The organism is Bartonella queenslandensis AUST/NH15 (genome assembly GCF_000312585.1).
GTDB lineage: Bacteria > Pseudomonadota > Alphaproteobacteria > Rhizobiales > Rhizobiaceae > Bartonella > Bartonella queenslandensis_A.
This window is the reverse complement of record NZ_HE998012.1, coordinates 44,030-59,362: the sequence shown is the minus strand read 5'-3', so window position 1 is coordinate 59,362 and position 15,333 is coordinate 44,030. Positions and strand designations below refer to the sequence as shown.

Here is a 15,333-nt window from a genome sequence, read left to right as displayed (position 1 = left end):
ATGAGCGACGTGATCCTATATAAAGCAGCCCTCCCAAGTGCGTGATATTAAGTGCGTGATGCAGCCCCAGCTTGCGCTCTTTTATTAAACTTAAAAGATGGCGGTATTCTATAAGTTTGATAAACTCCATGAAAATTTTACCCTTATAGCATTCATAAACGCTATGGTGAAATGGCAACCTTAAGAGATTTTTCTTTAAAATAACGCGCCCCTCTTCACCTCAACCTTGTATCATTGTTTAACCCTGTCCAAAGCGTGTATGAATATAATCACTCAACAGTTCTTCGAATTCTTCAGCAATGTGATCACCACGCAAGGTTTTTACTTTTTTTCCTTCAATAAACACAGGTGCCGCTGGACTTTCACCCACGCCAGGCAATGAAATACCAATATCCGCATGTTTTGATTCCCCTGGTCCATTGACGATACATCCCATCACAGCGACCTTCAAACTTTCAACCCCAGGATATTTTTCACGCCAAACGGGCATATTCTTGTGTAAATCCGCTTCAATTTTTTGTGCCAATTGCTGAAACACTGTCGAGGTCGTGCGACCACATCCAGGACAAGCAGCAACAACAGGCAAAAATTGTCGAAACCCCATGACTTGCAAAAGTTCTTGCCCTACTTTTACCTCTCGTGTTCGATCCCCCCCAGGTTCAGGGGTTAATGAAATTCGTATCGTATCACCAATCCCTTGCTGTAATAAAATACCCAAAGCCACTGAAGAAGCCACGACCCCCTTTGTTCCCATCCCCGCTTCCGTTAATCCCAAATGAAGAGCATAATCACAACGCTCTGCCAAGGCAATATAGACAGCAATAAGATCTTGAACATCACTCACTTTAGCAGAAAGAATAATTTTATTACGCCCCAATCCTAACTCTTCTGCTAAAGCAGCCGAAAGCAAAGCTGATTGCACAACAGTTTCTCGCATCACTTCAGCCACAGATAAGGGATTTTCTTTCTGTGCATTTTCATTCATAAGCTGTGTCAACAACGCGTTATCGAGCGACCCCCAATTCACGCCAATGCGAATAGGTTTATGATACCGACAAGCAATCTCAATAATTTCTGCAAACTGACGATCTTTTTTTGCACCAAAACCCACATTTCCAGGATTGATGCGATATTTTGCAAGTGCCTCAGCACACGCCGGATGCTCTGATAAAAGCTTATGGCCGATATAATGAAAATCCCCAACCAATGGGACAAAAAATCCTAATCTTTCCAATCTCTCCCGTATTTTTGGTACAGCTGCCGCCGCTTCATCACGATCAACGGTAATCCGAACCAATTGTGAGCCTGCTTGCCAAAGAGCAGCCACTTGAGAAACAGTTGCATCAACATCAGCAGTATCTGTATTTGTCATTGACTGTACAACGATCGGGCTCTGCCCCCCAACCATCACATCACCAACAGCAACACCAACAGAGCAACGACGCTCAAGAGGTTTCGACAAAGAATAGGTCGTGCTCATTAAGTCCTCAAATTTTTAAAACCTGCACTATCAATCATCATTTACATCGACCTCCTCCGCGCCTCAAAAGACGAAAACGACACCGCCCATAAATCTTAACAGATTGCTTTAAGTCTCACCTGTTACCCTCTTGATACAATTCAGCTCATCAGAGAGATTCATTTTACAGATGCCTCGGATAAGTCCTACCAATCCTGTTCACATTCATATTTTTACACTTGGTTGCTTCAAAAAGAAACTGAAATCAGACAGAGACAAAACTGTATTTTCAAGTTGCACATCTATACCTTACATCAACATCATCGAAGAACAATATTTTACAACACAACAGATAACGCTTATCAAAGCACAATTTTAAAAAATGTAAAAAAACACACGGAATATACCACAAAATTAAGCCAGTATATTGATTTATAATAATTTATTTTACAAGTTTGATGAGAAACCGAAATATCGTAAGCTTCTCTCACTTCAAACCTGTTCATCATCAATCAAAGCCATGCTCCTTACAGATCACCAGCAACCATGGAGATAAAAACGAAAAAAGTGAAAATTCTTGGAAAAACTGTCTCCAAAAGCGATCACAACACTTTGAAACAAGCATAAGAAAATGAAACGACCAACTTGATACCTTTATGAAATAAAGATGAAGATGCGCAACGAACTTGATAACCTCCACAAGGAATTATTCTTTGCAGGAGATTTTTATCCTTCACACCTCTCATCATGAAATGAACGCAAAGCCGCTAAGAAACTCCATTAAACCCAAACGCTTAATTTTCACCTCACCCCCAAGCAGCATAATCAATGCAACCTTTCAAATTTTAAACCGTTATAGCAAAACCCCAAACATAATTCTAACGATCATGCAACAATTTAACACATGAAGGAGTCTGCAGATGTATCTGTTTTCAACCAACGCCAAAAATGCTAAAATCAAAAAACGTATTGCACTCTTAAAAAGAGAGCTGGTCCCTGTAAATCATTGGAGTTCTCAAAATGATATCTTTGAAAACATTTCTGAACTGTTTAGCACGTGGAAACAAAAGGGGCGCCACGCACTTTACCACCTCAATGAACATGCAACAGAATTAAAGAAAAAAGCCAAAGAAAACCCTAAAAAAACCCTCGCATTAGCTGCAGGAGTCGTTTTGGCAAGCTTCTTGCTAATCCGCAAAAATTACTAATACCAATAACTTCCCGTTTTAATGCCCGACTCAAAGCGGGCATTTTTTATCGTTGATAAAGCACAATACTTATACGTTTCCCCCCTAACTTTACGCTTTCCAATCCCTACAAAGGATAAATTTTCTATCCCATCACTCTTCATCCAGCTTTTCATCAACGCACCGCGCCCTCTTTCCACACATGCCGCCCCACACCATCACACCTCAAAGAACGCTGTTGCAAGGAAGTTATAGTAAAACCTTATCACCCTCCTTTTATTGAGTTGTTTCAAAAAATGGAAGTGATTAAAAAGGCACGCGCTTTAATATTCTTTAGAACATTATTTTACATCATGACAAATAAGTGTTTTAACAGCTTTAAGAGATAGACCATAAAAAACCAAACGAAATCCTCCAAAGTAAACACCCACTTGCTATAAGAGAATGGTATAAAAATTAAACTGAACAAACCCAAAATTTTACCCTCCAGAATCAACCCGCTGCGAAGTATCCACATACGTAACCACAGACATCCCAGGAATGAGCTTTTCGATCCCTTCCTGACCAGGATCTAAAGCAATCCGTACTGAAATACGTTGCGCAATTTTAATAAAATTACCAATTGTCGTATCCGTTTTTAACAATGAAAACTCTGAGCCTGTCGCTGGAGCAAAACGAACCACACGCCCTGTTAACTTTTTATTGTTCAATGCATCAACAGAAAAAACAACTGGTTGTCCCACACGCATCTGAGAAAGTTGCGTTTCTTTATAATTAGCAATAATCCAAATATCATCAGAAATCACGGAGACTAATTGCGTCCCCGGCATAACATATTGCCCTACCCTAGTGCCGACCAATCCAATATAGCCTGTTCGAGGCGATAAAATCTTTGTATGATCGAGATTAAGTTTTGCCAACTCAACACTCACCTTTGCTCCAGCAACTTCTGACTGTAAACTTTGCCGTTCAAGATTTAATTGTCTTTGCAATTGTCGTTTTGTTTCCAGTGCCGCCAAGAGTTGTGAAAGAGGACGCGAAACAGAACTTGCTGCATCACTAAAGCCTAACTTTTTACTATCAGGAACAACATTGGAAAATGCTCGTGAACGCGCTAATTCTGCTTCTGCAGCATTAACTTCTCCCTGTAAAATCTGAGCTTGCAATTCAATACTGGCCAATTTTGCATTTTTTGAATCGAGAACAGCCTGTGCTCGTGCAAGTTGCTGACGAAAAAGAGAATCATCAAGTTCAAAGAGCAGCATTCCCTTTTCAACGCGCTGATAATCTTGCACATAAATCCGTGCAATCACCCCAGAGATCTGTGAACTAACCAGAGTAACATCACCCTTAATGGAAGCATTATCCGTTATCTGAATGTTACTCACAAAAGGAGGAAGCCTCCAAGCCCATAAAATCAGCAAAATACCAATAATACCGGAAAGGAATGCAATAAGCGTTGCTTTTGATCGTAATGCTTTTATCATTGTTTTTCACCCCTCTTCACGAACATGAGATTGTTTTTCAAATGCATGAAAAGAACATAACTTTATAAATATTTTGACAAGAAAAACGGTGAAAAAAACTATAGCAATATAAAAATACAACCGAAAGACATCACCATAAGCAAAAATATTTGCCGTTAATTTAAACTTTTCAATCAATCCGGATGTACCTTGTCCATCTACAAAAAGTTGAGAGACAGAGGCACCATAATGGGGAGAAAATAAAGTATTGGCATCCCCTGAAACAAGCGGATCAGTGACAACAATATTTTGCGTTAAAGACTCCAAATTTTTATGAGCGAAAAAAAACTGTAAACTGCCAAAAAAAGCTGATCCCATTAATCCCCCTGTCACTTGTGTTAGCAAAAAGACAGCAATAAAACTTAATACATAACGTGGTCCTCTCTCACCGGATATCACAAACCCTCTACAAAGAGCAGGTGGTAAAAAAAGTGCATAACTAAAACTCACCAAACCTTGACTGAGCATCATATCTTTAGGCTGCGTTAAATGATTCACATGACTGTCTAAATATGTCCCAAGTGCCAAACACCCCAAAGAGATAAGATAAAAATAATCCTCACGCCCCACACGCAAAAAAAACACACAAACTGCTCCTCCTAAAAGAGTCCCCAATATGATCGCAAGATACATGGGTGCCATCTCACGATTGAGAAAACCAAAAAGATTAAAAAAACCGACTGCTAAAGTTGACCGTTCCAATAAAAAAACGTGAAATATCAATAAAATGAGAACAGATTGCACCATTTCTTTACTGAAAAGCCAACGCAGATCAATCAACGGATTTTCTCTATTAAGTTCAATAATAATAGCGATAGTCAAAGAAAAAATAGCAAGAGCTAATCCCCAACCAATCCATGGGGCTTCATACCACCAATACAATATACCAACAGACATAATCACCGCGTTGAGTCCAAGCCCCAATGCAATCAAACCATAACTCACCCAATCTAATTTCTGAATGACCTTATTACGTACAACAGGGGTTAGAGGAAGCGTATAGATACATCCCAAACTGATAAGAACCAACCCCATTTCCAACGCTGAAAGACTCGAAAACCCACCACTTTCCAATAAGCCTGGTGAGATTAACCGCGATAGGGGCGCTGCTAGGGCAGCATTCATATAATTCAAACTCAAAGCAACAGTAAACTTTTTTGCTGGTGCAAAAGCCTCCATCATATAAAGTAACGCAAGTGAAGCCATAGGTGCCGCAGCAATCCCAGCAAAAAAGCGAATGATCAGAGCAGAACGCAAATCGGTCACAAAGAGTTGCAACGCACAAACCAAAACGAAGCCAAGGATTGACAGTTCAGCAAAAGCACGCAATCCAAATTGATAGCGAATTTTGATCAACATGATAGCAACGCTCACATTAGGTGCCATATAAGCAGCAACTAACCATGTTGTTTCGGCTAAAGTTGCGTGAAAATCACCGGTAAGATGAACAATGTTAGACTGAACAACATTTGCCCCTAAACCATAAGCCCACTGCAAAATAAACGAGGCAAAAATATATACAAAACATTTTGGCAAAGGTCCTGCGAAAACACGACCAGGATGAGGAAAAGGTTTTCCGCCCCTTTTGGCAGACACAACCGTACTTTTTTTTCCGCTCATGTCACCTTTTCCTGTATACCCCTGCTACGCTTCTATAAACGAAGAACCATCAGCTGACAATTGCTGGAAAAAAGCCTCGATTTTAGGATTGTCCTCATCACTCGTTCCCCCCTTTAACGTCGCTTGAACCTGCAAAATCTGCTGCTCTAATACATCAAAAGAAAGATGCTCAACAGCCACAACATGCTCTACTAATAAAGAGCAGCCCGAAAAGGTAATATTTGCAACACCACCGCAAACAGCAAATAACTTTTCTCCCACAGAAGTGCGAACACGAACACTCCCCAACACAACGCTTGCCACCAATGGTGCATGATGTGCCATAACGGTCAAAGAACCTGAAGCTGAAGGAAGAACAACAGACACAACCCGCTCTGAAAACACAATCTTTTCAGGCGACACAAGCTCAAACAAAAAATGCTCTTCTCTATTGTTTTCCACAAAAGTCTCCACAATATCCGACACAAGGACTCTCCGCCCTTCTTAACACCTTATTTTTTTCAACAACCTGCCTTTTTTAATAATAAATATTCATGACAGATTTCTCTTTAATAAGAAACTTCCAATTAAGAAGCCTCTGCCATGAGACGCTTTCCTTTTTCAAGTGCTTCATCAATCGACCCAACCATATAAAAAGCTGCTTCTGGCAAATCATCATAATCACCAGCACAAAGCCCCTTAAAGCCTTTGATTGTATCTTCCAAAGGAACGAGTTTACCTGGTGAACCAGTAAAGGCTTCCGCCACATGGAAAGGTTGCGAAAGGAAACGTTCAATTTTACGCGCCCGTCCCACCAACAATTTATCATCTTCAGAAAGTTCATCCATCCCAAGAATAGCAATAATATCCTGAAGCGCTCTATAACGTTGTAAAATGGTTTGCACCTGACAAGCGACCGTATAATGTTCTTCCCCCACAATCAATGGATCCAACATACGCGAGAAAGAATCAAGCGGATCAACCGCTGGATAAATTCCCTTTTCCGCAATAGAGCGTGAAAGAACAGTTGTTGCATCCAAATGAGCAAAAGACGTTGCCGGCGCCGGATCTGTCAAGTCATCGGCAGGAACATAAATTGCCTGAACGGAAGTAATAGAACCTATTTTTGTACTGGTAATACGTTCTTGCAAAGCACCCATATCCGTTGCCAAAGTAGGCTGATACCCCACAGCAGAAGGAATACGTCCTAAAAGAGCAGACACCTCAGCCCCTGCTTGTGTGAAACGGAAAATATTATCCACAAAGAAGAGAACATCTTGTCCTTCATCACGGAAGCTTTCTGCAATGGTCAATCCTGAAAGAGCGACACGCGCACGGGCTCCGGGTGGTTCATTCATTTGCCCGTAAACAAGCGCACATTTTGACCCTTCTGTTGAACCATTATTCTCTTTTGGATTCACATTCACGCGGCTTTCGATCATTTCATAATAAAGATCATTTCCCTCACGTGTCCGTTCTCCCACACCAGCAAAGACGGAATAGCCCCCATGTGCCTTTGCAATATTGTTGATAAGCTCCATAATAAGCACGGTTTTACCAACACCAGCACCACCAAACAGGCCAATTTTACCCCCTTTAGAATAAGGAGCTAACAAGTCCACGACCTTAATACCCGTGACAAGAATCTCTGAAACGGTCGATTGTTCGACATATTCAGGTGCCTGTTGGTGAATAGAACGAGTCTTAGTTGAAGCGATTGGTCCCACATTATCCACGGGCTCTCCAATCACGTTCATAATACGTCCCAATGTTGCTTCTCCTACAGGAACACTAATTTGTGCGCCTGTATCCACGACCTTTTGTCCCCGCATGAGACCATCGGTCGTATCCATCGCAATCGTACGCACAGTATTTTCACCCAAATGCTGCGCAACTTCTAACACCAAGCGATTGCCTAAATTCTCTGTTTCCAAAGCATTGAGAATATTTGGCAATGCCCCTTCAAATTGCACATCAACGACAGCACCGATAACCTGTTTGATCTCACCAACAGCGCCTTTTGCATGCTCTTCTTTTTTCACCGGTGTATCCTTAGCAGCACTACGCGCAGACGCAGAAGAAGTCTTTACATCCACTTGAGATTTCGAAGCGTCTTTTTTCACACCGGAACGAGCAGCTGGTTTCTTTTTTTCACTCTTTTCTGCCCCTTTACTTGAGGTTACTGCTTTTGCCATCAATCTTTACCTTTTCCATTTAAAGCGCTTCAGCGCCCGCAATAATTTCGATCAACTCTGTCGTAATCTGTGCTTGACGTTGACGATTATAAGCCACCGTCAATTTATTAATCATTTCACCTGCATTGCGCGATGCATTGTCCATAGCCGTCATCTTTGCCCCCATTTCACCAGCAACATTTTCAAGTAAAGCCCGAAAGATTTGCACTGAAAGATTGCGTGGCACAAGAGACTCTAAAAGAGAAGCAGCATCAGGTTCATACTCATAAACAATTGTCTCATGAACAACCGACTGTGAATCTTTGCTCGTCTCTTTTGGCTCCACAACATCTATTTCCTCAACAATTGCTTTTGGAGCTCCCATGGGGATCAAGCCAAAAGCTGTTGGACGCTGATTAATCACGGAAACAAATTCAGAGTAAAACAACGTACAAACGTCGAAAGCGCCTTCATTGAACAAATCAACAATGCGTTGACTAATCATCATCGCCTCTGCAAAACCAATTCGCTTTACAGCGTGTAAATCAATGTGATCAATCATGAGTTTTTTGTAATCACGTGATAAAATATCCGCACCTTTTTTGCCCACAGTGATAATCTTCACAATTTTACCAGCTGCCAACAGCGCTTTAATCTGCTCACGAACCCGACGAGCAATTTGCACATTAAAAGCCCCACATAGACCGCGCTCAGCAGTACACACCACCAAGAGATGCACATCATCGCGGCCCGTACCACGCATAAGAGCCGGTGCATCAACACCGTCCACATCAGCAGCAACACTGGTTAAAATATCAGCCATCCTCTTCGCGTAAGGGCGTGCCGATTTCGCCGCCTCTTGCGCACGATGCAACCTTGCTGCCGCAACCATCTGCATAGCTTTGGTAATTTTCTGTGTTGCTTTAACCGAAGCAATACGGTCTCTAAGATCCTTTAATGAGGCCATTCAAGCATTCCATCAATTCATCACGAAAAATTTTTCGCATAAGTGTTAAGGACAGTTATCAACTTATCTTTCAGCTCATCTGTTATCTGCTTTTGCTCAGCAATTGCTTTTAAGAGCTCTTGATAATCACTCCGCAAAAGCACCAAAAGCCCCTGCTCAAACCGCGCGACATCAGAAACCGCTAGAGAATCAAGATAGCCATTCACACCCGCAAAAATAACCACCACCTGTTCTTCCGTTTTGAGTGGAGAAAATTGTGGTTGCTTCAAAAGTTCTGTCAAGCGTGCTCCCCGATTTAATAGACGCTGGGTCGACGCATCCAAATCAGAACCAAACTGCGCAAAAGCTGCCATTTCACGATATTGCGCCAATTCACCTTTAATCGAGCCGGCAACCTGCTTCATTGCCTTAATTTGCGCTGCTGAACCAACACGCGATACAGAAAGACCAACATTTACAGCAGGACGAATCCCCTGATAAAACAAATTGGTTTCTAGGAAAATTTGCCCATCCGTAATCGAAATCACATTTGTAGGAATATAAGCCGAAACATCATTTGCTTGCGTTTCAATGACAGGCAAAGCTGTTAAAGATCCCGATCCATTTTCTGCATTAAGCTTTGCCGCCCGTTCTAAAAGACGCGAATGCAGATAGAAAACATCTCCCGGATAAGCTTCACGCCCCGGTGGACGACGTAACAAAAGAGACATTTGACGATAAGCCACCGCTTGTTTTGACAAGTCATCATAACCGATCAACGCATGTTGCCCATTATCACGAAAATATTCACCCATAGCACATCCAGCAAGCGGAGCGATAAATTGCAGCGGTGCTGGATCAGAAGCGGTCGCAGCAACAATAATAGAATATTCCAGAGCCCCCCGTTCTTCCAAAACTTTAACGAATTGCGCCACCGTCGAACGTTTTTGACCGATCGCCACATAAATACAATAAACTTTATCTTGCTCTCGCCCCGCCCCTTTTTCATGAAAAGGTTTCTGGTTTAAAAATGTATCGAGCAAAATCGCGGTTTTTCCTGTTTGGCGATCACCAATCACCAATTCACGCTGTCCTCGTCCAATAGGGATGAGCGCATCAATGGCTTTTAATCCGGTCGACATTGGCTCATGCACAGACTGACGCGGAATAATCCCTGGTGCCTTGACATCAACACGACGACGCTCTGTTTCCTTAAGAGGTCCCTTACCATCTATAGGGTTTCCAAGTGCATCGACCACACGCCCAAGCAAAGCGGGTCCCACAGGGACATCCACAATAGCCCCCAATCGCTTTACACAATCTCCTTCACGAATATCGCGATCTGAGCCAAAAATGACCACACCGACATTATCGACTTCCAAATTGAGCGCCATACCGCGCACACCATTTGGAAAAGCAACCATTTCCCCAGCTTGAACATTATCCAAACCATAAACACGAGCGATACCATCCCCTACAGAGAGAACCCAACCAATTTCTGAAACCTCAGCCTTTTGGTCAAAGTTTTTGATTTGCTCTTTTAGAATTTTTGAAATTTCAGATGGTCTAATATCCATCAGCTGACCTCTTTTTTCAATGCAAGCTTAAGTGAAGACAATTTTGTTAAAAGAGACGTATCAATTTGAGACGCCCCGACACGAATGATTAATCCACCAAGAATTGTTGGATCCACAATGATATGTAGCAAAACTTTTCCCCCAATGACACCTTCCAAAGTCTCACACAACTCTTGTTTTTGTTGAGAACTTAAGGGGCGCGCAGAAACAATTTGCGCAGTAATTTGCCTCCGAGCGCGTGCAACACAACGCTGAAAAGCATGGAGAATACCAAATACAGCACTAAGCCTACGGTTTGCTGCGATAACCCGTAAAAAATTACTAACAATCTGCCCTGCTTCTTTATCAGCGAATTTGATGTTTTCACAAACAGATTGCATCACCTTAATTTGCTCTTTGACTGAAAAGAACGGACTGAGCACGAAGTATTTTAAATCCTCATTTTGCTCTAAGACAAACAAAAAATCTTCCACTGCCTTTTCAATTTTTTCAACGTTTCCTGCTTCTTGAACGCAATTAAAAAGCGCTTGCGCATAACGTTGATCTACCAACGGCAGCGGTATGAGAGAAAATGAATCCGACACGAAATACCGCCTCTTTTCCTTGAGCGACTCTCTGATAGTTATCAGATGATAATGAAACAGACATTCTCAATTTTAAGAATCTTCTTCTTAAAACCTCGAACAAAAACCATTCGGTTTCTAGCATAGACATAGCCGACTCGCAACACCACAAATCGCTGCTTTTTAAAAATTTTAAATAAAATATTCAAAATATTTTTGAAAAAGATTTTTTTAATCGGCGTGATAGCATCACGATTTTTTTTATGCCTCTTTTTGACATTCTCTGAAAAAAATTCACTCTCTTTAAATTTTGCTTCAAAAGTTCTTTGCCGTCACAAAAAATGCTTTTTCTCTAAAAATCACCCTTTATTATCTCCACAAAAGCTTTAGCGAGATTATCTCCACAAAAGCTTTAGCGAGAAGCGACTGCAACTGCAACTGCAAAAATCTGTTATTTCAAACAGATAAGCAAGAAATAATAATGGATATCCCCTTAAAATTAAGAAAAATGATCCTTTTGCTCTAAATGCTCATTCTTTTTAAAACATTTCAATAAGTATATTGTCCAAATATATTGCTTTGTGAAAACACTTTTAAGCATAAAATGCATTGATTTATAAGGATAATTCATCACTTTTCATTCCAGATTCCCCCAACATCGTGAGATTCTCTCATTTAAAATCCTTTTATCAAAATCGTTCTCTTGCTTCATTAAATAAAAGAAGAAAGATAAAACGATTAAAAAACATTTCCTATAAACAAACATGCTCAAGTATCAAGAGCTTATAGAAGCTCAATAGTGGTTCTCACTTATACCTTTATGAAAGTATTCACATTATTCACGAGCAACATCATAAACTGAATTCAAGAATTCTGAGAAACATCTGCTCAAACAAGCATATGAAAGTAACTATAATGACATTCTGTTTTGGGAATATTCTATTTTGAACATCCTGCTTTATATGAGAAATCTATCCCCATTAAAGAATGAAAATAACAAAAGTATAAAGGTCTCTTCATTTCGCGACAGCACCCATGAATGCGATAATAATACCCCTATTGATCACCACCACTTTACAGTTGATCAAAAGCAAATCAGCCCTCTCACGCACTACCTCAATGTTGAGATAGCTTTTGACACTTGAGAGGATCCATAAGAGGCATGCCTTTCTTATACAGTGTTACTCCACAAAAATCTCCCCACCTGTAACGTACAAAAAGTGAAAACTCTTAATAAATCAATATCTTGAACTAATAATAGAGGTGCCTTTGTTGGTCTCATAACCGAGATATTTTTTTCTCGTAGCGTCGCTTGACGGAGTGCCCGCGCATAATGCTCTGCTACTTGATGCTACTTAGAAGACACAATCAAAGAGGCAAAACGCCCATAGGGAGGGAAATGATAATGCTGACGTACTGCAATCGCACATATGTAAAAATCTTCTGGTTGGCATGAAAGGAAAGCTTTTATGACTGGATGATCGGGTTGATAAGCTTGCAATAACCCTAAGCTTTCCAATCCTACCCACTCTGCTCTTCCAGTCACTTGAGAGAGAAATTTGATTTTTAAAAAAAACTTTGCGGATCAATATCAATTTGAACCCGAACGGAACTGGGCATTTTGGGGGTATTGCTAAGCATTGTACGAATAAACCCTTGGATATCAAAAGAGCGCTGTCCTTGCAATAAGAGTCGAAAACGATAACGTCCCCGAACCAGAGCCAAAGGTGCCTCTGCCGGTCCCATAACCGAGATATTTTTTTCCCGTGGTGCGGCTTGACGGAGTGCCCGCGCATAATGTTCTGCGGCTTGACGCTGTTGTGCAGATACAATCAAAGAGGCAAGACGCCCATAGGGAGGCAAATGATAATGTTGGCGTGCTGCAATCTCACGTGTGTAAAAATCCTCTGATTGGCATGAAAGTAAAGCTTTTATGACAGGATGATCGGGTTGATAAGTTTGCAATAATCCTAAACTTTCCAATCCCACACGCCCCGCTCTTCCGGTCACTTGAGAAAGCAGCTGGAAGGTACGTTCACTAGCGCGTAAATCACCATTGGCAAGACCAAGATCAGCATCAATAACGCCAACCAAAGAGAGCTTGGGAAAATGATGTCCTTTAGCGACCAACTGTGTCCCAATAATAATATCCACATCGCCATTGGCAATGGCTTGCAATTCGCTTCGCAACTGTCCAATCCCCCCTTTGAGATCTGTTGAAAGAATCAATGATCGTGCCTGAGGGAAAAGCACTTTTGTTTCTTCTGCAATTCTTTCGACCCCCGGTCCACAAGCCACAAGATGATCTAATGTTCCACATTCAGGACAGGCTTGAGGAAGGAGTTGATGATATCCGCAATGATGACATTTCAATTGCCCTTGCGCACGATGTTCGACCAACCAACTTGAACAATCGGTACAATGAAAACGATGTCCACAAACTCGGCATAAAGTTAAAGGCGCATAACCACGGCGATTAAGAAAAAGCAGCGCCTGCTCACTTTTCTCAAGCGTTTGTTTTAAAGCCCTTTCAAGAGCAAAGGAAATAAAGCGTCCCTTTTGCACCCCTCCTTGACGCATATCAACCACCCGCAACTGTGGAAGTGCTACTTCTTTGAAACGAGAGGGTAAATGCACCTTTTGATAACGCCCTTTTAAAACATTGGCTTGGCTTTCAATCGACGGAGTGGCTGAGGATAAAATAACAGGAAAATGCTCAAAAGAGCCCCGTGCAACCGCCATATCACGCGCATGATAAAAAATGCGCTCTTCTTGTTTATAAGCGCTATCATGCTCTTCATCGACAACAATCAAACCAAGCGCGTGAAAGGGAAGAAAAAGAGCCGAACGAGCTCCCGCAACGACACGCACCCGCCCTTCTGCAACTTGTCGCCAGACGCGTTCTCTACGACGCGGTGTCAAGTCGGAATGCCATTCTGCTGCCGCAGCGCCAAAACGTGCATAAAAACGATCTAAAAACTGCTGTGTTAAAGCAATTTCCGGCAATAAAATTAAAACCTGCTTACCTCCTTTGAAAGCTTGAGCGACCGCTTCAAAATAAACTTCCGTCTTTCCTGAACCCGTAACACCATCAAGCAAAAAAACTTGAAACTGAGAAGATAAAACACCTTCCCGCAATAATGTTGCCGCTTTATTTTGTGCGCCCTGCAACTGAGGAGGGCAAAAATCAGGATCAGGCATGCCAACAAGATCAGGAGCAGGAACCTTCACCTCTTCAAAAATTCCTAGCGCTTTTAAACCTTCAACAACAGAAAAAGAAGTTCCAGCCGCATGTGCAAGACCAGAACGTGTCCATATCTTCTCACTGCGCACCAATTCCAAAATCCGTGACCGCGCCGGTGTAAGACGTTCCACATTTCCACCACAATAGCGCAGTCCCATCATCTGCGCTTCCGGCTCTAAAGCAGCCGGTACAGACAAAACCAATCGTGCAACAAGACCAAAAGGCGTCATTGTATAACGACTAACAAAACGCAAAAACGTGATCATTTCTGCCTTTAACGGGGGACAATCAAAAACATGAAGTACAGAGCGTAATTTTTCACGCGCCACCGAAGCAGTCCGTTGCCCATCCTTTGTCTGCTCTCCAATATCCACAATAAAACCGCAAAGCTCACGCCCCATAACAGGAACCCGAACAAAAGAACCAAGTTCCACCTCCATAGAAGACGACACTTTATAACTATAAGCATGCGCAATAGGAAGAGGAACCAATACAGAGACAACCTTTTCCTCTATCATGTTTGAATTCATCTTTTTAACCAATGTACAATCCCCCACTTGTCTACAGTTATTTTGTCTACGGTTATCTCGTCTACGGTCATCTTAAAAACCAAAAGATCTATACCTTATCTTTAAACACTCTTATATAAAACACGTCGCAAGTAAAATTCATTACGGGATTCGATCACTCTCCCTTAAAGAGACATCTCTCAAAGCACCCAAGCCCATTTCACAACGGCGCTCTTAAGGCAGCCAAACCCATTTCACGATAGCACCCGCAAATGGTATAACGGTAAATCCGTTGCGCACCTCCATCTTTACGCTTAAGGAGAAGTAAGCCGACACCATCACACGCTTTGCCAGCCCGTAGGTATTGCAAAAGCCCTTGTCACTTGAAAGTGTTCATAAGAGCCATTTTTAGTCCTTGTCTATACAAATCTGTCTATACAAATTTAATCCACACGCTTAATCCCGCTTGTGACATGCAAGCGGATGGTTTTGATTGATTCAACATAAACAGGTTTGGAATGAGAGAATCTTACGTTGTTCAGGGCTCTC

General features: G+C 41.7%; 11 protein-coding genes. 1 reads left to right on the top strand and 10 read right to left on the bottom strand.

Annotated elements, in window-relative coordinates:
* Nucleotides 1–238: 238 nt before the first annotated feature.
* Nucleotides 239–1,480: a flavodoxin-dependent (E)-4-hydroxy-3-methylbut-2-enyl-diphosphate synthase gene (gene ispG, locus BN338_RS07825; protein WP_039760752.1), complete on the bottom strand. Its 1,242-nt coding sequence runs from the start codon at nucleotides 1,478–1,480 to the stop codon at nucleotides 239–241.
* An 899-nt stretch (nucleotides 1,481–2,379) separates the two neighbouring features.
* On the opposite strand from ispG, the gene BN338_RS07820 reads away from it, so the two are divergent.
* The gene (locus BN338_RS07820) at nucleotides 2,380–2,667 is read left to right on the top strand and encodes a hypothetical protein (RefSeq protein ID WP_039760749.1); all 288 of its coding nucleotides are present in this window, start codon (nucleotides 2,380–2,382) and stop codon (nucleotides 2,665–2,667) included.
* Here BN338_RS07820 and BN338_RS07815 read toward each other — a convergent pair.
* The 9 genes from BN338_RS07815 to BN338_RS07775 all read right to left on the bottom strand — a co-directional run bounded on the left by BN338_RS07815 (nucleotide 2,664) and on the right by BN338_RS07775 (nucleotide 14,805).
* Entirely contained in the window at nucleotides 2,664–2,846 is a 183-nt protein-coding gene (locus BN338_RS07815; protein WP_039760747.1) for a hypothetical protein, read from the bottom strand. The genes BN338_RS07820 and BN338_RS07815 overlap by 4 nt on opposite strands.
* 279 nt (nucleotides 2,847–3,125) lie before the next feature.
* Nucleotides 3,126–4,133, bottom strand: coding sequence for an HlyD family secretion protein (locus BN338_RS07810; RefSeq protein WP_039760745.1), 1,008 nt, complete (start codon nucleotides 4,131–4,133; stop codon nucleotides 3,126–3,128).
* A gap of 6 nt (nucleotides 4,134–4,139) precedes the next feature.
* A complete protein-coding gene (locus BN338_RS07805; RefSeq protein WP_039760744.1) occupies nucleotides 4,140–5,792 on the bottom strand; it encodes an MFS transporter in 1,653 nt (550 codons plus the stop codon).
* Between the two features lie 24 nt (nucleotides 5,793–5,816).
* A complete protein-coding gene (atpC, locus tag BN338_RS07800; protein ID WP_039760742.1) occupies nucleotides 5,817–6,233 on the bottom strand; it encodes an ATP synthase F1 subunit epsilon in 417 nt (138 codons plus the stop codon).
* Between the two features lie 125 nt (nucleotides 6,234–6,358).
* Entirely contained in the window at nucleotides 6,359–7,966 is a 1,608-nt protein-coding gene (gene atpD, locus BN338_RS07795) for a F0F1 ATP synthase subunit beta (protein WP_039760741.1), read from the bottom strand.
* 19 nt (nucleotides 7,967–7,985) lie between these two features.
* Nucleotides 7,986–8,912 carry a F0F1 ATP synthase subunit gamma gene (locus tag BN338_RS07790; RefSeq protein WP_039760739.1) on the bottom strand — a complete coding sequence of 309 codons (927 nt, stop codon included), beginning with the start codon at nucleotides 8,910–8,912 and terminating at the stop codon, nucleotides 7,986–7,988.
* Nucleotides 8,913–8,932: 20 nt separating this feature from the next.
* Complete coding sequence (gene atpA, locus BN338_RS07785) at nucleotides 8,933–10,468, bottom strand: F0F1 ATP synthase subunit alpha (RefSeq protein WP_039760738.1); 1,536 nt, start codon at nucleotides 10,466–10,468, stop codon at nucleotides 8,933–8,935.
* Nucleotides 10,468–11,052 (bottom strand): ATP synthase F1 subunit delta, encoded by a 585-nt coding sequence (atpH, locus tag BN338_RS07780; protein WP_039760736.1) that lies wholly within the window; start codon nucleotides 11,050–11,052, stop codon nucleotides 10,468–10,470. Before atpH ends, atpA begins: the two co-directional genes overlap by 1 nt.
* A gap of 1,545 nt (nucleotides 11,053–12,597) precedes the next feature.
* Nucleotides 12,598–14,805, bottom strand: a complete 2,208-nt coding sequence (locus BN338_RS07775; protein ID WP_039760851.1) for a primosomal protein N' — start codon at nucleotides 14,803–14,805, stop codon at nucleotides 12,598–12,600.
* Nucleotides 14,806–15,333: the final 528 nt, after the last annotated feature.